General features: G+C 59.1%; 9 protein-coding genes and 9 pseudogenes. 8 read left to right on the forward strand and 10 right to left on the reverse strand.

Translation table 11 applies throughout. The annotated features are described in order from the left end of the window. The 5 genes and pseudogenes from OVA00_RS11915 to OVA00_RS11935 form a co-directional block, all read left to right on the forward strand. A partial coding sequence (locus OVA00_RS11915) for a Mu transposase domain-containing protein (protein WP_442780497.1) occupies positions 1 to 766 on the forward strand: 766 nt, incomplete at its 5' end. 17 nt (positions 767 to 783) lie between these two features. Then, complete coding sequence (gene istB / locus OVA00_RS11920) at positions 784 to 1,557, forward strand: IS21-like element helper ATPase IstB (RefSeq protein ID WP_268088847.1); 774 nt, start codon at positions 784 to 786, stop codon at positions 1,555 to 1,557. A 413-nt stretch (positions 1,558 to 1,970) separates the two neighbouring features. Then, positions 1,971 to 2,702 (forward strand): tyrosine-type recombinase/integrase, encoded by a 732-nt coding sequence (locus tag OVA00_RS11925; protein ID WP_268088848.1) that lies wholly within the window; start codon positions 1,971 to 1,973, stop codon positions 2,700 to 2,702. Further along, positions 2,695 to 3,702 carry a tyrosine-type recombinase/integrase gene (locus tag OVA00_RS11930; RefSeq protein ID WP_268088849.1) on the forward strand — a complete coding sequence of 336 codons (1,008 nt, stop codon included), beginning with the start codon at positions 2,695 to 2,697 and terminating at the stop codon, positions 3,700 to 3,702. The genes OVA00_RS11925 and OVA00_RS11930 overlap by 8 nt, the downstream gene beginning before the upstream one ends. A gap of 112 nt (positions 3,703 to 3,814) precedes the next feature. After that, a pseudogene (locus tag OVA00_RS11935) lies at positions 3,815 to 3,976 on the forward strand (transposase domain-containing protein); the annotation flags it as partial. Between the two features lie 129 nt (positions 3,977 to 4,105). Here the strand turns inward: OVA00_RS11935 and OVA00_RS11940 are convergent. The 9 genes and pseudogenes from OVA00_RS11940 to OVA00_RS40040 all read right to left on the reverse strand — a co-directional run. After that, positions 4,106 to 4,648, reverse strand: a pseudogene (locus tag OVA00_RS11940) (transposase); the annotation flags it as partial. 62 nt (positions 4,649 to 4,710) lie between these two features. Beyond that, positions 4,711 to 4,881: pseudogene (locus tag OVA00_RS11945) on the reverse strand (integrase core domain-containing protein); the annotation flags it as partial. Between the two features lie 94 nt (positions 4,882 to 4,975). Further along, the gene (gene istB / locus OVA00_RS11950) at positions 4,976 to 5,788 is read right to left on the reverse strand and encodes an IS21-like element helper ATPase IstB (RefSeq protein WP_268088654.1); all 813 of its coding nucleotides are present in this window, start codon (positions 5,786 to 5,788) and stop codon (positions 4,976 to 4,978) included. After that, positions 5,785 to 7,310 (reverse strand): annotated as a pseudogene (istA, locus tag OVA00_RS11955) (IS21 family transposase). The gene istB (OVA00_RS11950) and the pseudogene istA overlap by 4 nt, the downstream one beginning before the upstream one ends. A gap of 179 nt (positions 7,311 to 7,489) precedes the next feature. Continuing rightward, positions 7,490 to 8,440, reverse strand: a pseudogene (locus OVA00_RS11960) (IS3 family transposase); the annotation flags it as partial. 32 nt (positions 8,441 to 8,472) lie between these two features. Next, the gene (locus tag OVA00_RS11965) at positions 8,473 to 9,744 is read right to left on the reverse strand and encodes an IS256 family transposase (RefSeq protein ID WP_268088860.1); all 1,272 of its coding nucleotides are present in this window, start codon (positions 9,742 to 9,744) and stop codon (positions 8,473 to 8,475) included. Between the two features lie 640 nt (positions 9,745 to 10,384). Continuing rightward, positions 10,385 to 14,761: a hypothetical protein gene (locus OVA00_RS11970; protein ID WP_268088999.1), complete on the reverse strand. Its 4,377-nt coding sequence runs from the start codon at positions 14,759 to 14,761 to the stop codon at positions 10,385 to 10,387. 54 nt (positions 14,762 to 14,815) lie between these two features. Continuing rightward, positions 14,816 to 15,268, reverse strand: a pseudogene (locus OVA00_RS11975) (transposase); the annotation flags it as partial. A gap of 111 nt (positions 15,269 to 15,379) precedes the next feature. Further along, positions 15,380 to 16,917 (reverse strand): annotated as a pseudogene (locus OVA00_RS40040) (transposase); the annotation flags it as partial. Between the two features lie 114 nt (positions 16,918 to 17,031). Between OVA00_RS40040 and OVA00_RS11990 the strand changes: the two are divergent. Further along, positions 17,032 to 18,234, forward strand: a complete 1,203-nt coding sequence (locus tag OVA00_RS11990; RefSeq protein ID WP_268088633.1) for an IS256 family transposase — start codon at positions 17,032 to 17,034, stop codon at positions 18,232 to 18,234. Here OVA00_RS11990 and OVA00_RS11995 read toward each other — a convergent pair. Then, the gene (locus OVA00_RS11995) at positions 18,124 to 19,005 is read right to left on the reverse strand and encodes a transposase (protein WP_268089000.1); all 882 of its coding nucleotides are present in this window, start codon (positions 19,003 to 19,005) and stop codon (positions 18,124 to 18,126) included. The two genes, OVA00_RS11990 and OVA00_RS11995, sit on opposite strands and share 111 nt — an antisense overlap. Here OVA00_RS11995 and OVA00_RS12000 point away from each other — a divergent pair. Both OVA00_RS12000 and OVA00_RS12005 read left to right on the forward strand, forming a co-directional pair. After that, positions 19,004 to 20,277: pseudogene (locus OVA00_RS12000) on the forward strand (IS256 family transposase). The gene OVA00_RS11995 and the pseudogene OVA00_RS12000 sit on opposite strands and share 2 nt — an antisense overlap. A 179-nt stretch (positions 20,278 to 20,456) precedes the next feature. Beyond that, a pseudogene (locus tag OVA00_RS12005) lies at positions 20,457 to 21,060 on the forward strand (IS21 family transposase); the annotation flags it as partial.

The following is a 21,060-nucleotide window of genomic DNA, read 5'->3' on the forward strand; positions in this document are numbered from 1 at the left end:
GGAAGGCAGCGTTCTCATCGTCGAGCGCTGGATCCTGGCGCGGCTGCGCAACGAGCACTTCTTCAGCCTTGCCGACCTCAACATCCGGATCAGCCAGCTTCTCGACGATCTCAACAATCGGCCGATGCGCCGCATCGGCAAGTCCCGGCGTCAGCTCTTCGAGGAAATCGAACGTGCGGCACTTGCGCCGCTTCCGGCAACCGCCTTCGAATATGCCGAATGGAAATCGGCGAAGGTCCATCCCGACTACCATGTCGAGGTCGATAAGGCCTTCTACTCTGTGCCGCATCGCCTGATCGGCCGGCAGGTCGAGGTTCGCTTGACCTCCCGGATCGTCGAAGTCTTCCACGATCACAAGCGTGTCGCCAGCCACCGCCGCACCTCGCAGCGCGCCGGGCACGTCACCGTCAGCGAGCACATGCCGAAGACGCATCAGCACTATGCCAACACCACGCCGGCGAGCCTGATCAAGCAGGCCGCGAAGGTCGGCGGCAATACGGCGATTCTGGTCGAGCGGCTGATGCGCGACAGGCCGCATCCGCAACAGGGATACCGCGCCGCGCAGGGCGTTCTGTCACTCTCGCGTCGCTACGGCCCCGAGCGTCTCGAGGCGGCATGCGAACGGGCGCTGACGATCAATGCGCTCAGCTATTCCTCCGTCAGCACCATCCTCAAATCCGGCCTCGATCAGGCTCCGCCCGCCGCCGAGCCGGTTAAGCCCGCTCCTCCACACAACAACATCCGCGGCAGCTCCTATTACCAGTGAAGAAAGGAAGCCTCTCAATGCTCACTCATCCAACCCTCGACCAGATGCTCGCTCTCGGCCTGTCCGGCATGGCGACAGCTTATCGCGAACTGAGCGACCAGCCGCAGGGCAACGATCTCAGCCGCGATGAATGGCTCGGCCTGATGCTCGACCGGGAGATCGCCGTTCGTGCCGACAAGCGCCTGACCAATCGGCTGGTAACTGCCAAACTGCGCTTCCCCGACGCCTGTATCGAGAACGACTTCGCCGCAACACGGGGGCTCGACCGTCGGCAAATCCTCTCGCTCGCGCAAGGAGCATGGCTCAAAGCCCATGAACATCTGATCCTCACCGGACAAACGGGAACAGGCAAAACCTGGCTCGCCTGCGCCATCGGACGACAGGCCGCGCGGCTCGACTATTCCGTTCTCTATGTCCGCATGCCCAGGCTCTTCGAGGATCTGGCGCTCGCCCGTCTCGACGGCCGCTTCCCACGACTGGTCGACAAGCTCGCCCGCGTCCAACTGCTGATCCTCGACGATTGGGGCACGCATGCCCTCACCGATCAGCAGCGGCTGGATCTCCTGGAAATCTTTGAAGAGCGCTATCGCAGGAAATCGACCCTCATCACTGCGCAACTGCCGGTCCCCCAATGGCATGAGATGATCGGCGAGCCGACGATCGCCGACGCTATTCTCGATCGCATCGTTCACAACGCCCATCGAATTGCCCTCGAAGGCGACAGCATGCGAAAGCCAAAATCACGGCCGCTCTTGACCACAACGCAAAACGACGAAATCAATAGCCGCTGACATCAACCAGGCGGACGAAAGTCGATCCCGTGAAACTGTCCGGGAATTAATGAAACGACTGTCCGCAATTTACCGGAATCGGTGTCCCGTTAATCCGAAATCCGCAGGCGACGAAGTTGCGCAGGAGAATACCCGGGGTCCGAAACTTGAATCCCAGGGCTTGGTGAAGCGCTGCATGATCGGCGAGGAGCTGGCTCAGCATGGCAGCTCTCGGAGCATGTCGCAGCCTATCTGGCGGAACGCTCGATGCTCGGCTTCAGGGCAGCGGCCCCGACGCTCGGCTGCTGAGGTCCTTTGCAGGTTTCGCCGACGAGTAGGACTGCGGCACACTGACCAACGACCTTGTCATCCGCTGGACAAAGGAGCGGTCGCGCATCAGTCTCCCCTTCACCTGGGCTGGACGGCTGGCAGTCGTGAAGCCTTTTGCGGCCTACATGACGCGCCTGGATCCGGCGACAGAGTTTCCAGAAACGCAGATATTCGGAAAGTCGCGGCGGAGACTGACGCCCCATATCTATACCGACGACGAGATCCTCGGCCTAATGGCCGCGGCCCGCGCGCTCCAATCGCAGGGTGAACTGCGATCGGTCGTGTTCGAGGCGTTGATCGGATTGATCGCCGCAACCGGCCTGCGCATTTCGGAGGCGATCAACCTGCGCTGCTGCGATGTCGATATCGAAGCCTGCTGTGCAACGGTGCGCATGACCAAGTTCCGCAAGTCTCGGCATGTGCCGTTTCATCTGTCGGTTGCCAACGCGCTTGGTTCATATCTGCATATTCGAGAGCGTTTCGTCAGGCTGGAGGAGGAGCAAGCTTTCTTCACCATCGCAAGTGGGCAACGCCTCAACAAGCGAACCGTTTACGGCGTCTTTCAACGACTTCGCCTCGCAGCCGGAATCGTGCCGCGCGGTTCCTATCCCCACGTTCGCATTCATGATCTGAGGCACACCTTCATCTGCCGCCGGCTGGAGCGCTGGCAAGCAGACGGATGCGACATCGACAACGCCATCGCGGCGCTCTCGACCTATGTCGGTCATACCAAAGTGTCAGACACCTATTGGTACATGACTGGCATCCCCGATCTGATGGCTATCGCCGGATCGCGTTTCGAAGGCTTCGCCCTCGGGGAGGACGCCCATGTCTGATCGCAAGGCGCCGTCCCTCTCTAACCTCGTCCAGCGCTTCTTTCTCGAGCATCTTGGCCAACACCGTGCCGTCAGTCGTCAGACGGTTGCAGCCTATCGCGATACGCTGAGGCTGCTCCTGGGATTTGCCGCACAGCGACTGCACCGAACACCAAGCGCGATTGCGCTGTTGGACCTCGACGCGCCGTTGCTCCTGGCGTTTCTTGATCATCTCGAGAACGAACGTGGCAACAGCGTGCGAAGTCGCAATGCGCGCCTCGCGGCAATACGGACTTTCCTAAAATACGCTGGACACCACGACATCGATGCTCTGGCCACCATCGAACGGGCGCTCGCAATCCCGCAAAAGCGATTTGACCGGCCCATGGTCGGCTTTCTGTCGAGAGATGAGATCCGCACCATCATCGAGGCCCCGGACGCTAGAACTTGGGCTGGCCAGAGGGACCGCGCCATGTTCAGCACCCTTTACAATACAGGCGCGCGTGTTTCCGAGATGATCGGCGTGCGCTGGGGCGATGTCGTGCTCGAAGGACAACCGGCTGTCCATTTACATGGCAAAGGTCGCAAGGATCGATCAGTACCGCTGTGGCGAACAACGGCTTCGCTGCTTCGTAGCTGGCGTCGGCGGCTCGGTGAGCCGCCTGCCGATGCGATGCTTCTTCCAAACCGCAGTGGTGGCCGGATGACACGCTCGAACGTGACGCAAAGGCTACAGCTTGCGGTCGAAGTGGCTGGGTGCAGGCACCCGGCGCTCATCGGTCGAGCAGTAACGCCGCACGTTATCCGCCACACGACGGCGATGCATCTGCTGCAGTCCGGCGTGGATATCACCGTCATCGCCCTCTGGCTCGGTCACGAGGACACTGCAACGACGCACATGTACGTTGAAGCCGACCTCACGATGAAAGAGCAGGCGCTGATGAAGCTGCAGCCCGCCGGCGCCTCTGCCGCACGCTTCCGAGCTTCCGACGAACTGATGACCTTTCTACAGTCGCTCTGATTATGTTGAGATCGTTGTGGCGGACACGGCCGCCGTGCTGCTTCCGCCACGATACCTGCGCATAATCCCAAGCTTCGCATAATTTCTTTTATGCAAAGATTTGCATAACGGGAAAAATTGGCTCTTCGCTGGCGCCGACACCGGCGCGGAGACCCTGGCACGGGCCATGACAATCATCGAGACAGCAAAAATGAACGGCATCGATCCGCAGGCCTACCTGGCCGACGTGCTCGACCGTATCCATGATCACAATGCGCGGCGACAAACAAGGTGAGATTCGTATTGCCTCACCCAAGAGTGTTCCCAAAGAACAATGCCGTTGCCTCACTCGGATGTTCTCGATTGCCTCACTGGTTGTTCCCGAGATCCAGCCTCTCCGATCCTCTATCGCTCGGTAATGATCTCATTGCGCGATCGCTACAATTTCCGTCTGCCGCGCGGCGTCGGCGAATGGCCCGAACACCAACGCATTGGCTTGCGCACTGCGCCAGATCTTCATTCGACGCTGCAGGGTCCGAATGAGGCCGTCGGGATACACGCCGGGGTATTTGACCTGCAAGCGTTCAAGCAACTCTCGTGAAGTTCGCCAAGGCTCAGCCTCGAACCATTCCTCGAGCTCGGCAGTGACGGCGAGGAGAGGATCGGGCCTCCGCCGCTCTCGCTTGGCCGCTGGCTTGGCGCGGGCGGTCGGTTTCACTTCACCACCACGCCAAGCAATCCGTAACCCGGACAGAAAGTCTTCGAGCGGCAATGCCTCGCCGTCGGTGGCAGGGGAGCCATCAGGCTTGTCAGCAATTTCGACCAATCTCTCTTGTGCCAGGCGTATGTCGCGGAGCAGCCGAACCGGATCGAGCGTCAGGTACATCGCCTTGAGGCGAAGGCGTGTATCCTCCGGCGTGCGTGCATCGTCAAGCAGCCGCTGATAGGGTGTGGCAGGGCGATGATACAGAGGTGGCTCGGTTTGTTTGGACAGGTCTTCCCGGTTTTTAAGTGGAATCCTGCCTGTGGTTAAGCCGCTTCGGGCAGCGGTGTCGGGGTTAAGTAGGCCTCATCCGGAGTCTTGCCGTCAAGGCTCGAATGTGGCCGTCTCTGATTGTAGAAGTCGAGATACTTTCCGATCGATGCACGGGCCTGGCGGACGCTGTCGTAGGCCTTGAGGTAGACCTCTTCGTATTTCACCTATAGCGCGACATCGCAGATGACATAGCGAGCGACATCGCTGGTGACTGATTCTACGGCCACATTTAGGTAGTGACTGATCCGTTTCTTTTGATCAAGAGCGATGTCGCTGATCGATGTCGCTGGCGCTGGTGGCCACTGTCGCTGAGTGCCGTTGCTCTGTGGCTGTTCGGCGTCGGAAGCTTTCGACATTCATCTCGAAGATGGTTGCATGGTGCACGAGCCTGTCGATGGCGGCGATGGTCATGGCTTTGTCGGGAAAGAGGCTATCCCAGGCTCCAAATGGCCGGTTTGCTGTAATCATGATGGATCGCCGTTCGTACCTGGCGGCAATGAGCTCGAACAGCACACTGGTCTCGGCTTGGTCCTTGTGAACGTAGGACAGGTCATCAAGGATGAGCAGATCGAATTTGTCGAGCTTGTCGATGGCGGCTGTCAATGCGAGTTCCTGCCGGGCCGTCTGGAGTTTTTGAACGAGATCGATGGTTCTCGTGAACAAAACCCGCAAGCCTTTTTCGACGAGAGCAGCACCGAGGGCCGCACTCAAGTGGGTCTTGCCTGATCCTGGCGGTCCAAACATAAGGATCGTGCCGCCTTTGGCGAGCCAGGCATCGCCTGCTGCCAGCGCCATGACATGAGCCTTTGAGATCATGGGAACGGCTGCGAAGTCGAAGCTGTCGAGGGTTTTTCCGGCTGGTAGCCGGGCCTCGGCGAGATGACGCTGGATGCGCCGTTGCACGCGCTCGGCCATCTCCAATTCGCAAAGCGTGGCCAACAGCCGTGCGGCCGGCCAGCCTTCGCGGTCGGCCCGTTGAGTGAGTTCAGACCAGAGGCGTGCGAAGGTGGGAAGCCGCAAGTTCGCCAGCATGAGCGGCAGTTTTGCGACATCGACGGATGAGGTGTTCATTGCATTGCTCCTGCTGTGAGAAGGCGGTCATAGTCGGCTGCTGTGGGCAGCACGACCTCGATGTCGGGGACGCTATTGCCGGCGACATCGAAGCGGGATTGCAAGGCGGCCAGATCGGGCAGCTTCCTTGCGTCGAGGATCATCTCCAATGCCAATGCGAGTTCGGCTTCGCATGCGCAGGAATGGGCAAGCCAGAGAAGGCCGACCATGGTTTTGCAGGCGGTGCGCTGATCGAGCCTCTTGTTCATGGCCTGCCAGGTCCGGGCAAAGGCGGCACGGGGAAACAACTGGTCGCGGTAAACGAGATTGGCCAGCGCTTGCGGCTTACGGCGAAGGCTGTGAATGACATGGCGGTAATCGACGACATGTGCGTGTTGGCCGCTCTTGCCACTGGACGGTGGACGTCCGCGCGGCAGGGTAAAGGCATGGCTGGATGCGAGATAACATTCCAGGCGATCGTCGTAGAGCCGGACCCGCAGGCGGTGGCCGATATAGGTGGAGGGGGCGGTATAGAAGACCCTGCGCAAGGTGAAGCCGCCAGACGACGTCACCACAACGACGGCATCATCGTAATCGGTGGTCTTGCGTTGCGGTAACGCCCTGAGATGATCCATCTCGACGGCCAGTTCCTGTCGGCGCAAGGCATTATGCCTGCTGATCTGCTCGGCGACGAAGCGGCGGTAGTCGTCGAGCGTGGCGAAGTCGGTACCGAGCCGCGCAACAGCAACGCTTGTTCGAGCCTGTCCTTCAAATGACCATTGCGGCTTTCAATGCTGCCGTTTTCGTGGGCGACGCCGCGGTTGTTGCGGGTCGGCGTCATCTGGTAATGGGCGCAAAGTGCCTCGTAACGCCGGGTCAGGTCCTCTTGCGTCTCGTCGGCACGGTTGGTGAAAGCCGCCGACAACGAATCGCTGCGGTGCTCAATCGGACAAGCACCCAGGCTCCACAATGCGTTCTGCAGGCCGCTGGCCAGAGCAGTAAAACTCTCGCCGCCCAGAACGACTTCACCGTGTTCCCAGCCGCTGTAAACCAGAACGAAGTGGTACAGCCGATGGTCAAGTGGCACGCCGGCAATGGTCACGCCCAGCGACCGGCAGTCGGTAAAGTCTGACATGCCCTGGCGACCGGGTGGATGGTTCTGGCGGAAGATCACTTCCTGTTGCGGCCCATGGGCGGCTTTCCATTCCCGCACGCGCCGCTCAAGAGTGCGCCGTGCCGCTGTCAGCTCGCGCTCGGGGTAGCGCAGGCAAAGGTCACGCAGAATGGTCACCGGACGCAAGTTCGGCGCGCGCTCGAGAAGCGGAACCACCTCGCTTTCCCAGAGATCGGTGAAAGGATCGGGCGTACCGCCGCCGTGGCCGCGTTGCGCCTTTTTCTCGGAGGGAAGGCGCGGGTCTTTGTCGAGCCGAAAGGCGGTGCTGGCGCTAAAGCCAGACATCGCCGCGGCGGTTTCCCGAGGATGTTTTTTGTTCAATCTCATATACAGTCTCGCTTGCTGATCCGTGATCGGTTTGCCTGGCATCCAGGTCCTCTTCCTCGCAGTTGAAGATCCAGGACTTAAGGCAATCGTCGCGGCCGAAGGCGCGGAAAAATCCGCGCCGCGCGGGGCCAACCTACGGACGGGCTACGCCCATCCTCCGGTCGGCCCCGCGCGTCACCAGCGATGTCGCTGAGTAGTCAAGTGCGATGTCGCGCAGCATTCACCGACCGCCACAGCCGCTCGACGAAGACATTGTCCCGCCAGGCACCCTTGCCGTCCATGCTGATCTTGATCTTGTGGTCGAGCAGCACCTTTGTGAAGTCGTGGCTGGTGAACTGGCTGCCCTGATCCGAGTTGAAGATCTCGGGCTTGCCGTAGCAGGCCAGCGCTTCCTCGAGAGCCTCGACGCATGGCGCAGCGTCCATGGTGATCGACAACCGCCACGACAGAACCTTGCGCGTGAACCAATCGATGATGGCGATCAAATAGCAGAACCCGCGCGCCATCGGGATGTAGGTCAGATCCGTTGCCCAGACCTGGTTGGGCCGATCGACCTTCAGAGCGCGCAGCAAATAGGGATAGATCTTGTGCCCATCGCCGGGTGCTGACGTGCGCGGCTTGCGGTAAAGCGCCGCGATCCCCATGCGTTTCATCAGGGTCCGCACATGCAGTCGGCCGACGTCAAACGCCTTCGCGCGTCAGAAGCTTCTGCAGCATCCGGCTGCCCGCGAACGGGTAGTCCAGATGCAGCTCGTCGATCCGACGCATCAGCGCAAGATCCGCCGGCGACGCCGGTTGTGGCATGTAGTAGACGATGCTGCGACTGATCCCCAAAGCTCGGGCCTGGCGGGTGATGGACAGTTCGTGATCGCGGTCGATCATTTCTTTACGCTCCCCAACAGTCCCGCCTTGGTGAGCGCGCCGGATAAAAAATCGTTCTCCAGCGAAAGCTCCCCGATCTTGGCGTGCAGCGTCTTTACATCCACCGCAGGCTCCGACGGCTTTGATCCCGTGTCGAAGATCGCCGTCATGCCCGCAAGCGCCTGATCTCGCCACGTCGTGATCTGGTTGGCGTGAACGTCGTATTGTTGCGCAAGCTCCGATAACGTCTTCTCCCCCTGGATCGCAGCAAGGGCTACACGCGCCTTGAAGGCTGCGCTGTGGTTTCGGCGGAGCTATGGTCGGAAATGGGTGACGAGGCCGATCAGGCGGCGCGATGGTCAGGGGTCGTCGTTTCGGCGACACCGTCGGTGAATTTGACGCCGGCGATGACCTTTGGCAACTGATTTTCGCCCTTCAGCCGGCGCCAGGTTTTGGCGGCGCTCATGACGAGCTTGAAGACCATGAGCCGTGCTGTGTTGTGGGACAGGCCTCCCTTGGTTCGCACCGTGCGGTGCCTGACGGTGGCGAAGACGCTTTCGATCGGGTTCGAGGTGCGCAGATGGTCCCAGTGTTCGGCCGGGAAGTCGAAGACGGTCAGCAATGCCTCGTGGTCCTTCGTCAGGCAGTTGACGGCCTTGGGATATTTGGCCTTGTATTTGTCGACGAAGACGGCGATCGCGACCTCGGCGGTTGCCCGATCCGGGGCATCGCGGACCTCCCTGAGATCGGCCTTCATGTTCGGCTGCACCGACTTCGGCACCTTGTTGAGGATGTTGAGGAGCTTGTGTTGCCAGCACCGTTGATGGCGGGTCGAAGGGAATATCTCCTCCAGCGCCTTCCAGAAGCCGAGCGCGCCGTCGCCCACGGCAATTTCTGGCGCAATCGAAAGCCCGCGGGCCTTCAGCCCGACGAGCAGCTCGCGCCAGCTCTGGGTGCTTTCGCGCACGCCGACTTGAAAGCCGACAAGTTCCTTCTTGCCTTCCGGCGTCGCGCCGATGACGACCAGCATGCAAGCGGCATCGTCCTCCATGCGTGCCTGAAGATAGACCCCGTCGGCCCAGATGTAGACGTAGCGGCGGGCTGACAGGTCGCGGCGTTGCCAGCGATCATAGTCGGCCTGCCACTCCTCCTTCAGCCGGCCAATCACCGAGGGGGACAGGTTCGGTGCGTCCTTGCCGAGTAAGGCGGCAAGCGCCTCCTGGAAATCGCCGGTCGAGATGCCGCGCAGGTAAAGGACCGGCAGCAGAGCGTCGAGGCTCTTCGTGCGTCGTGCCCACTTCGGCAGGATCGCCGACGTGAAGGTGATGCGATCCTCGCCGCAAGTCTCCAAAGCCCGGTCGCGCAGCTTGACGCGGCGCACCGCAACCGGACCGATCCCCGTCTGGATCGTTCTTTCAGGCCCATGGCCGTGCCGCACCACCCGGTCCCGCCCATCGCTCAGGCGTTCGCTGGCCATGGCCGCAAGAAACGCCTCGGCTTCCGCCTCCACGGCCTGTGCCAGAAGCCGGCGCGCGCCTTCGCGTAGAACCGATGTCAGGGGATCATCGAGCGTCTCGGGATGCGGAAAGGAAACAACAGTGCTATCTGTCTTCATGGCGTATCGCTCTTTCATGAGGTTCTGGCAGGCTTGTCACCCGCCTCGATACGCCGCCCTCATCAAGCCGTCATCACCCAGTTTCCGTCATAGCTCGCCGCGCCGCGGAAACCGGCCAAAGCATGCAGGCAGGCAAGTTCAACATGGGCAAACGGCATGGTGCGCCAAATCGTACTCAGAGACCGATCGAACATCCATGCTGGTACTTCAAGAGATCTGCCAGAGGAAGCGCCGGAAAGGCTGCAACGGAAAACAGCGCCGCCCTTCGCGAGCACCTCATGAATATGAACGAGCCGCCCAAACCAGGGATGCCACGGGTATAAGAGCTCGCGAACTTCAATCCCGTGGGTGTTCCGTTGTCGCGTTGTACAACGAAATCCATCCCCATTCCGCCCTCAAGATGGCTTCCCCTCGGCAGTTCATCAGGGCTAATCAAACTAGCCGATCTGTCCGCTGAAACGGGGAGCACTCCACATGGCCTTAAGCCGCTTCGCCTCGGAGACCTCCATGCCGCACGGGTCAACGTCCTTCGTGGAAGACACAGCGCAGCAGCATCTCGGTCAGTTCGTCGCGACCCTGCGCGCAAGCTTGTTGGATCAGGCAAAGAAGCAGAGTATAATGCCAGGCCGGCTGATCGTCGCTATCCGATGTGGATACGTATTTTCTTGGGAGCCTGTCCTTTTCGGATCAGCTTCAGATAGTTCTCCGTTCGATTTCGATCGAGTCCCATCGCACGGAACTGCTCTGCGGTCCCGCTGAATATGGGCGGCTTGCCGAGCGTCTCACTTTCGGAGAAGAATTGTTTCCAGGTGGGATCGCGCCACGTTTTGCCGTTGTCGATAATGAAGTGATTTGTCGTAATGTTCGAGCCGCTGTTTGCTGGCGTATACTCCCGGACAGGTCCGCCCAAGGCAGCGGTCGCCTCTTGGCAGAGGCGTAATCCGGTCCATTGGCGATCATCAAAGCTCGTGCCGCGGCGCGAAAGTCCCCTTGAGATTTCAAGACGATGTCTCGAATAGCCCTCTTCTTTCATTTTTCTCTTGAGTATGGTTTCTCGCATTTGGCGAACTGCCGGATCCGCGAGATCGCCCTCTGCCACAGGTGGAAACAGGGAGGTTCTGTTCGCGGTGACATAGGCGTCAATCTCATCCGAGCTCATCGGCTTGTGCCAGTCAATGGTAGCCAGCAATCTGGTTTTTTCCTGAAACGCTCGGCTTGACGGATCCGCCGGTATAGACAGCGCGTTGAGCTTCTCTCCCAACTTGGCCAGCAGAGCCTGGGCGTCAACCGTATCCAGATTCTTGCCCTGAAGCTCGTCGAGAACATCCGCGACGTCTTGCAGTTGTTTTGGCTTCCAGCCCTTGAAGCCGGCTTCCCACATTTTCACGTGCTTTTCGGTGATCAGGCTTTCAGGCTCACCGATTCCGAGCCCATATTTGAGGCCTGATACGTCGGCCGAAACTTCCGCCAATACACTATCAGAATTCCTCCGAGGGGCTGGGCTTGTCCGCTGTCCGTCAAGGGAACCTGACGGCGAGGCAGTCTCAGCTCTGTTGAATGTGGCTGCGCCCCGATCTTCAATGAGGCTCGTTAGCGCCCCGTTCGTGTTCTTGTGAATGACACCGGCATCGAGGAGCTCTTGAACCATCTTGGATTCATCGATCCGATTGCCAGCATCAAGTATCTTTCGTGACTGTTCCAAGCTGATACGACCACCCTTGGCGGCCTCCGCTGCGATTTTCCCCTGAACAGCTTTCAACAACGCCTTATAGTCGCCGCTAAACCCCTCAGGGTTAGACGCGAGCATGTGCATAAATGACCGCTTGTAGACTTCAGACCAGACAAGCTGTGATACGTTGTTGTCAGCACACTTCACCAACAATTCTGCTAGCTCAGGCCCAATTTCGACTGGCTGCGGGTCCGATGCTTGACGACTGGCTGCGGGTTTCCGGGAGCCACGTAATGCTGCCTTGGATTTAGGCCCAACAGGCAAATTCTTCACTTCAGCGTCAACGGCTGTCTCGATGTCACGGATCAATTGCGATACATCGGCCTCTCGTCCAACGCCCTCGATCTGCGAAGCGCTTTTTCGTACGAGCCGGCCAATTGTCTGCTTGGCCAAGACCGCGATGGCCTTCGTCGCGCCTCCCAGCGTCATCTCGGCTGCGATCGAGGTGTAGAATTTTTCAACCATGCCCCTGGCCAAGCGGTCTCTTTCCTCCAGGTCATCCGTCGCGGCAAGTTCAGCGGCGTCTGCTGCTATGTCTGTCACCGCCGTTGCCGCGACGCCAGCAATTACGCCAGCTGCCACCCCCGGAAATGCGACCGACAATCCTACGGACAAGGCATAGCCAGCTCCGGTTAGCGCTGGTCGCAACACGCGCAAAGCGTCTTTGGTTGATTTTTCCCATGCCGACGTGGTGTTATAATCCCAGTCGCTCTTCAGCAAATTCTTCCAGTCGGAAACGATCGGATTGCTATCTTTAGACTTCAGTTCGTCGATGCTCTGGCCCGTGGCACTCTGCTTTATCTTGTTCAAATAGAGAGTGCAGGTAAAATCAACCAGTTTTTCTTTGGCACCCGACTTGCGTGGCGCCTCAGATAGGATATCCGCGATCTTTACGATCGAATCGATATCCTCGTCGTTGGGAGACACAAGCCCTGAGGCCGTCCACGCAATGTAATCACGAAGATCGTATTCCAAAGCATCCGCCTCATCTGCCGTAGGGCGGTCAATTGGGAGATAGAATTTGCCCCCGCGGGCCTCCAAGGCCTTAAGGTATACACTCGGATTGGTCAGATATTTGCCGCTGTTGTATTGCTCCATCTTCTTTAGTTTCGACGCCATCTCGCCTTTGGTTTTGGCGTCGATCCCTTCGGCGAAAATTTCTCTGAACTGCTCGCTCTTAAAGAGAGCCAACTGCGCCTTCAGACCTTTCGGTATGACCGCAATTTTTTGCTGATTTAGATTGATCAGCATGCCGGAAAATTGTTCATCTTCTCCTGTTGGCAAAAAGAGTGTATTCGGATTGAGGACTTCTTCGCGCCCGGACAGGGATAGCTTAGAGGCACTGCCTCTGAGGGCTTTGCGTTTTCCGTCGAGGAACTCGTACAAATACCCCTGAATTCTCTTTTGTTCAGTGGAATTCAGCTCACCTTCTTGAGCAATGGTCGTGAACACAGGAATGGCATCCAGAGACTGGCTGACATTGACGACCAGTTCATCCCGATTCTTCTGGAAGAATTGGTCGACATCCTGCGTGTGGCGAGGAGAAAGGTTTAGGTTCCACACCTTCTTGACTGTTTCGCTCATGCCGAAAGGAAAGACAACCTCTCCTCGTTTTTGCGCAACGCTGGCGGCGGTCGCTTGCTTTCTTTTGGGAACGATGACGACATTATCCCTGCGGGTATATTGCAATGATTCGCCCAGATACGTCATGATTTCTCCATCACTGTATTCTTGGTTGCCTGGGGTCTCGTTGACTTTCTGCAATAGAGGGGGTTGCCCAAGCTTCTGGCGCTCCTTATAGCCCGGGGGCCAGGGATTGTAGATGAACAGTTCACCGTTTTTGGCACGGTACGAGTACGTCCGCGCCAGTGGTTCGGTTACGTTGTAAAATCCCCCAAGTGGGTTGCGGAAGGTCGACTTTCCGCTCGAGAAAACCGGATCGTATCTGTCGGCATCATCAAGAAATTCAGTCGGCTCGTCCGGTATTTGCGCAAGCAGCGCTTGCTTGAAAAAACCAATATCGATCTGCGACATCTCCGGCCTTTGGGAATGGAATGAGCCTTGGCCTGGTTGTATCCCGTCAAAATCTGCCCCGAGTGTCGTCTGCGCGGCGTGTTGGGCGGCTCCCTGCGCAGCTATCGCGAGGGTGGTGACCCCATTGCTCAAGGTCTCCTGGGTAAAGTGCTCGCTGGATTGATATCCACTCAGCTCGGTCACAGCGAAAAGTTCAGGGTCGATCTTCTGCAGCTCGGCATTGATGTAAGGCTCGGTTTTGAACGCAGAGACTGGCAAGGCAAGCGCTGTTGCGTTCCGATACTCTCGGCGCGCCTCCAGCGTACCGCCATCTTGCGATGGACGATCGGCCAAAGCGCGCACTTCAGCGCGGAAACCCTGTAGTTCCTTTGAGTTAAACGCGATCTCGTAGGCGGCGTTGAGGGCTGAATCGGTCATGTTTGTGCGCCGGAATGGCCCCTGGCTATCGTTGAAGCACAGAAGGTAGGGCAAGTACCCAACATCGCCAAAGGCCTGTGTTAGCACTTCGGGGCCGGTCGTAATAACGTCAGCGTCTCGAGGGCTGAGGGGAGACTGCGCAAAAAACCTGGAGAGGGCTTTCTGTACATCTGCCTTATCGTAGGCGTCGATGTCATCGCCAACGTCAGAATCATAGTCCTCGATGCGTTCGATAACCTTCCTCTGAATTGAATTCAGGGAGTCCAGATCCGATTCGACCGAGAAATCGGGGTCTTCATGATCAATCAGCGCCTTCCGGGCCGCCTTCACGGTTTCGTCAACGACCTCGGAATTTTTCCTATTCTTGAATATACTCTGAAGAACATCAAGCGTCATTTGACGCCGCGCAGTCAGGAACTTCTGCTGTTCCGGCGTATTGTTGTTCAGCTTGGTGGCCGCGTCGTCCTGCAGGAATTTTTCTTTTAGATCTCCCAGGGCCAAAATCCTTTTGGCGCCGAACGTGGTCTGGGTCAAATATAGCTGGTGTCGCAGCAGCTCTCGCTTGCCGGTCGAATCCAGCCCCTCATAATACTTGCGCAACGGATCTGTCACAAACCCATGCGAAGCCGTCACAAACGTATCCAGCTCGCTTTCCGGTTCTGCTGTTTCCGGCGGGACCGTGCTTGCAGTCGATTGCACAGCGGTATCAGGTGCTGCGCGCGCTTGCCTGATTGCAGCAGACTTGCCTTCAGAGGAAGATACCGGCGCACTTCTATCGTTCGGCGGCTCTTGAACAGGTACGTAGGCGGACTGGGAAGCAGCAGATATCGCAACCATGGATGTTCTCATTGATGACTGGGTTTGCACTGCGAAGTGCCCTTCTGAGGGCGATCAGGCGGCGCGATGGTCTGGGGTCGTCGAGTCGGCGACACCGTCGGTAAATTTGACGCGGGCGATGACCTTTGGCAACTGATCCTCGCCCTTCAGCCGGCGCCAGATTTTGGCGGCGCTGATGACGAGCTTGAAGACCATGAGCCGCGCCGTATTGTGCGACAGGCCTCCCTTGGTTCGCACCGTGCGGTGCCTGACGGTGGCGAAGACGCTTTCGATCGGGTTCGAGGTGCGCAGATGGTCCCAGTGTTCGGCTGGGAAGTCGAAGAAGGGCAGCAATGCCTGGCGGTCCTTCGTCAGGCAGTCGACGGCCTTGGGATATTTGGCCTTGTATTTGTCGATGAAGACGGCGATCGCCGCCTCGGCGGTTGCCCTATCGGGCGCGTCGCGGATCTCCCTGAGATCGGCCTTCATGTTCGGCTGCACTGACTTCGGCACCTTGTTGAGGATGTTGAGGGGGACTATCAGGAATTTCGTGTATGGGCGGCGGTTGAACATATCAGGCCATGGCCCTGATGAAGCGCTCACCGAAGATAGGGATGATTGAAAGTACGTGTAAAAAGTTCACACAGGCAGGTCGAACGGCAAGGGCTTTGGCGCGAGCGGGGCTGGCTGATCGTCCATATCGAGGTCGTATTTACCGAAGCGGCGAATGTGCTTGCGGATGTAGGGGCTGAGGGACGACGCGAGATCTGGCGTGACCTGATGGCCGTCGGCTGCCATTGAGGTCAGGACCTCGGTGAGGTCGGCGACATTGGAAAGCATGATCGCGTTTGCGACGAGGCTGGCATATTTGAGTTGCTTTTCCTGCTCGACGGGATCACCGCTCTTGATGGTCGGGCCGCAGAAGGTAATCCAGTCGAGGAAATCGTTGAAGGATTCGATTTTCGTGGTTTCGGCGCGGATTGTGCGCGGATCTCGGGATTGGCGATGTAACGCAGCAGGAAAAGCGTGCGCTCGACCCGTCCAAGCTCACGGAATGCCTGGTAAAGTCGGTTGTTGCGGTTGTGCGAGCCGAGCTTGCGCAGCAACATGGAGGGCAGGACCAAGCCGGCCTGGATGGAGAGGATCACCTGCATCATGTCCTGCCAATGCGTTGCAATCAGCCGCCAGTCGGTTTCGCGGGTGAAGAGCCTGTCAATATGTTGGTAGCGCGCCGATTTGTCGGGACGGTAGAAAGTGGCGTCGCCCCAATTGCGCATGCGCGGCATAAGCATGATGCCGAGGAGCCGCGAAAGCCCAAACACGGGCTCGCTCTGGCCTTGGGTGTCGGCATGGAGAGTGTCCGGCTGGACCGTGGAACGGTTCTTCATAAGCCCATCCAGGATGTGGATGGCCTCCCAGACGCCGCAGGGGATGAAGGTGGTGAACAACGCGATGTAATTGTCGGCAATATGATGGTAGGCGATGCCGCCATAAGCGCCGTAACGGATGTGCTGGGAGCCCAGCAGGTCGTTTTCGCGAAGGGGGACATGGGTTCCATCGGCGATCGCGGCGCGCCCCGCGCCCCAAGGCTTGGGCAAGGCAAAGCGATCGTAGGCGTTGATCAGATCGACCATCGCGGCTTCGAGTTTGGGTGTGTTGATATGCTGGGCATTGAGCCGGCGCAGCGTATCGGCGCTGGCGATCCCGGGCGCGTGCCGAGCGGCTTGGACAGGACCGAGATTGCAGCCGTAGCCGAAGGTAGTGAAGACATAGCGTTGCGCGGCCCTACCGAGCTTCGGGTCGGCCCCGGACGGCGGCCCGAAGTGGCGCGTAAAGCTGGTGCAGAAGGTTCCGTCCTTAAGAATGTCGAGCAGATGGCGCTCACGCATGCGGGCGAGGACTTCCGTCTCGAAGGCCTGCAGCCCCTCGGGGATGGACTTGGCTTTGAGCTGTTTAAGATGGGGAACGCCGTCGGCATCGATCGTCAGTTCGGCGTTGGATGGGAAGCCCGCATCGACTGCCTCTGCGGTGGCGGTCAGTTCCTGCCGCAACTGGTCGACAAGCTGTTCGCCACTTGTGGGAAGCCCGAGGGCTTCGCAATATTTTGCCAGCCGTGCCTCGCAGGCCGACCAGGGCAGGAGCTGCGTTCTGTAGTCGTCGAAGGTTTCGGCGCCGACGGGACTATCAGGAATTTCGTGTATGGGCGGCGGTTGAACATATCAGGCCATGGCCCGGGAGTGTCAGGAATTCTGTGCGGTGGGCCATGATGATGAAAAGGAGCGAATCATCACATGGCTATCGAAAAAGAACTTCTGGACCAACTTCTTGCTGGTCGTGATCCATCCGATGTTTTCGGCAAGGACGGCTTGCTGGATGACCTGAAGAAGGCACTGTCGGAGCGTATTCTCAACGCCGAGCTTGATGAACATCTCGCCGTCGATCGCAGCGAAGGACCGTCGGGCAATCGGCGGAATGGATCTTCGAAAAAGACGGTGCTGACCGGTACCTCGAAGATGACGTTGACCATCCCGCGCGACCGGGCCGGTACGTTCGACCCGCAGCTGATCGCCAAATATCAGCGCCGCTTTCCCGATTTCGATGATAAGATCATTTCCATGTACGCGCGCGGCATGACGGTGCGGGAAATCCAGGGCCACCTCGAAGAAATCTACGGTATCGACGTGTCGCCGGACCTGATCTCGGCGGTGACCGACCAGGTTCTGGAGGCCGTTGGCGAGTGGCAAAACCGCCCGCTCGAGCTGTGCTATCCCCTCGTGTTCTTCGATGCCATCCGGGTCAAGATCCGGGACGAAGGCTTCGTTCGCAACAAGGCCGTTTATGTCGCGCTCGCAGTTCTGGCGGACGGCACAAAGGAAATCCTCGGGCTCTGGATCGAGCAGACCGAAGGGGCAAAGTTCTGGTTGCGCGTGATGAATGAGCTGAAAAGCCGTGGCTGCCAGGACATCCTGATCGCCGTGGTCGATGGCCTGAAGGGCTTTCCCGAAGCTATTACGGCCGTCTTCCCTCAGACGATCGTCCAGACCTGCATCGTCCACCTGATCCGGCATTCTCTGGAGTTCGTGTCCTACAAGGATCGCAAACCCGTCGTACCGGCGTTGAGAGCCATCTATCGTGCTCGAGATGCCGAGGCTGGAATGAAGGCGCTGGAGGCTTTCGAGGAAGGGTATTGGGGCCAGAAATACCCTGCCATCTCTCAAAGCTGGCGGCGCAATTGGGAACACGTTGTTCCCTTCTTCGCCTTCCCAGAGGGCGTCCGCCGCATCATCTACACGACGAACGCCATCGAGGCGTTGAACTCGAAACTTCGTCGGGCAGTGCGCTCGCGCGGCCATTTCCCGGGTGACGAAGCCGCGATGAAGCTGTTATATCTGGTCCTCAACAATGCGGCCGAGCAGTGGAAGCGCGCGCCGAGGGAGTGGATCGAGGCAAAGACACAGTTCGCCGTCATCTTCGGCGAGCGGTTCTTCAACTGATGAAACCGGCCCACCGCACAGAATTCCTGACACTCCCGCGACCCTTGCCTTTTTCATCCCGCTACGCCGGGCAACACGTAGACCCCAGTTCTTCAATGCACACCATTTCACTACTCTCCCAAGCAGTGTGGTTGCAGCCTCGTAAAGAGCGGTTCGCACGGATGCATCTCCGGCCTTGGTGACATGACCACTTCGATCAACTTGGCCAGACTGATAGCGACTGGGTGTGAGGCCAAGCCATGGTCCAACATCTTTTGAGCGTTTGAAGCGGCCGGCATCGTCAACCGCGTTCCGGAACGTCAACGCGACAATTGCACCAACGCCCGGTGCCGTCATCAACGTCTGAACGACGGGATCGGCACGAGCGGTTTCGAGCAGTTTGCGGTCGAGTGTCCGCAGCTCCTGCAGCAATACGTCGCGGATATTCAACATGCTTTCAACGAGCATTTCCAATGCCGGGATTCCGGCGGCCAATTCCCGTGCACGGCTCGACCACATCCTACGCGACACGATGCCAACCTTGAGACCAAAGTTACGCAAATTCGCGCGCATGGAATTCTCAATGCCTGTCACCTTGTCGACGATGAACCGACGGGCATTTAGGAGAGCGCGTGTCTCTTGTGCGCTAGGCGCCTTCACGTGCACATTCTTGAACCATCCGAGCCGGACAAGCGAGCTATGACGGAAACTGGGTGATGACGGTTTGATGAGGGCGGCGTATCGAGGCGGGTGACAAGCCTGCCAGAACCTCATGAAAGAGCGATACGCCATGAAGACAGATAGCACTGTTGTTTCCTTTCCGCATCCCGAGACGCTCGATGATCCCCTGACATCGGTTCTACGCGAAGGCGCGCGCCGGCTTCTGGCACAGGCCGTGGAGGCGGAAGCCGAGGCGTTTCTTGCGGCCATGGCCAGCGAACGCCTGAGCGATGGGCGGGACCGGGTGGTGCGGCACGGCCATGGGCCTGAAAGAACGATCCAGACGGGGATCGGTCCGGTTGCGGTGCGCCGCGTCAAGCTGCGCGACCGGGCTTTGGAGACTTGCGGCGAGGATCGCATCACCTTCACGTCGGCGATCCTGCCGAAGTGGGCACGACGCACGAAGAGCCTCGACGCTCTGCTGCCGGTCCTTTACCTGCGCGGCATCTCGACCGGCGATTTCCAGGAGGCGCTTGCCGCCTTACTCGGCAAGGACGCACCGAACCTGTCCCCCTCGGTGATTGGCCGGCTGAAGGAGGAGTGGCAGGCCGACTATGATCGCTGGCAACGCCGCGACCTGTCAGCCCGCCGCTACGTCTACATCTGGGCCGACGGGGTCTATCTTCAGGCACGCATGGAGGACGATGCCGCTTGCATGCTGGTCGTCATCGGCGCGACGCCGGAAGGCAAGAAGGAACTTGTCGGCTTTCAAGTCGGCGTGCGCGAAAGCACCCAGAGCTGGCGCGAGCTGCTCGTCGGGCTGAAGGCCCGCGGGCTTTCGATTGCGCCAGAAATTGCCGTGGGCGACGGCGCGCTCGGCTTCTGGAAGGCGCTGGAGGAGATATTCCCTTCGACCCGCCATCAACGGTGCTGCCAACACAAGCTCCTCAACATCCTCAACAAGGTGCCGAAGTCGGTGCAGCCGAACATGAAGGCCGATCTCAGGGAGGTCCGCGATGCCCCGGATCGGGCAACCGCCGAGGTCGCGATCGCCGTCTTCGTCGACAAATACAAGGCCAAATATCCCAAGGCCGTCAACTGCCTGACGAAGGACCACGAGGCATTGCTGACCTTCTTCGACTTCCCAGTACCGAACACTGGGACCATCTGCGCACCTCGAACCCGATCGAAAGCGTCTTCGCCACCGTCAGGCACCGCACGGTGCGAACCAAGGGAGGCCTGTCCCACAACACAGCACGGCTCATGGTCTTCAAGCTCGTCATGAGCGCCGCCAAAACCTGGCGCCGGCTGAAGGGCGAAAATCAGTTGCCAAAGGTCATCGCCGGCGTCAAATTCACCGACGGTGTCGCCGAAACGACGACCCCAGACCATCGCGCCGCCTGATCGGCCTCGTCACCCATTTCCCGCCATAGCTCGGCCAGCATTCCGATCAAAACCCGGCCACCGTTCCGATTTGAAGCCGGCCACGATTCCAATCAATTACCGGCCGGTTTCCGGCTCTGATGATATCCCCTGGGTCAGCAACTTTGGCATCAAGCCTCCCGATACACGAGGAGATTTTGATGCCGGCAAAGAGAAGGCTGACCATGAGACAATTACGACAGATGCTCCGGCTCGCCGGAAGCGGAACCAGCAGCCGAGAGATTGCGGTGATCCTCGGCGTTGCCCGCAGCACCGTGCAGGATAGCCTGAAGCGGGCAGCAATGGCGGGGCTGAGCTGGCCATTGCCAGGGGAACTGACAGACGATGCTCTGGAGCATCGGCTTTTGACCCGCGCCGGCGTCAAGCAGGGGGAGCGGCGGCGGCCGGAGCCTAACTGGGCCGATCTTTCCATTGAGCTGAAGAAGCCCGGCGTAACGTTGCTGATCCTGTGGGAAGAGTACCGTGGCATCTATCCCGATGGCTACGGTTACAGTCGCTTCTGCGAGCTGTTCCGCAGTTTCGAGCAGCGCCTCTCGCCGACGATGCGCCAGGAGCATGCGGCCGGCGACAAGGTCTTCGACGACTATTCCGGCAAGAAGGTGCCGATCGTCGATCGCAAGACCGGCGAAGTCCGCGAGGCAGAGCTGTTCCTCGGCGTGCTCGGCGCGTCGAGCTACACATTCGCTGAGGCAACCTGGACCCAGACCTTGCCGGACTGGATCGGCTCGCATGTGCGGATGTTCG

This window comes from Ensifer sp. SL37, from assembly GCF_026672675.1.
GTDB classification, from domain to species: Bacteria; Pseudomonadota; Alphaproteobacteria; order Rhizobiales; family Rhizobiaceae; genus Ensifer; species Ensifer adhaerens.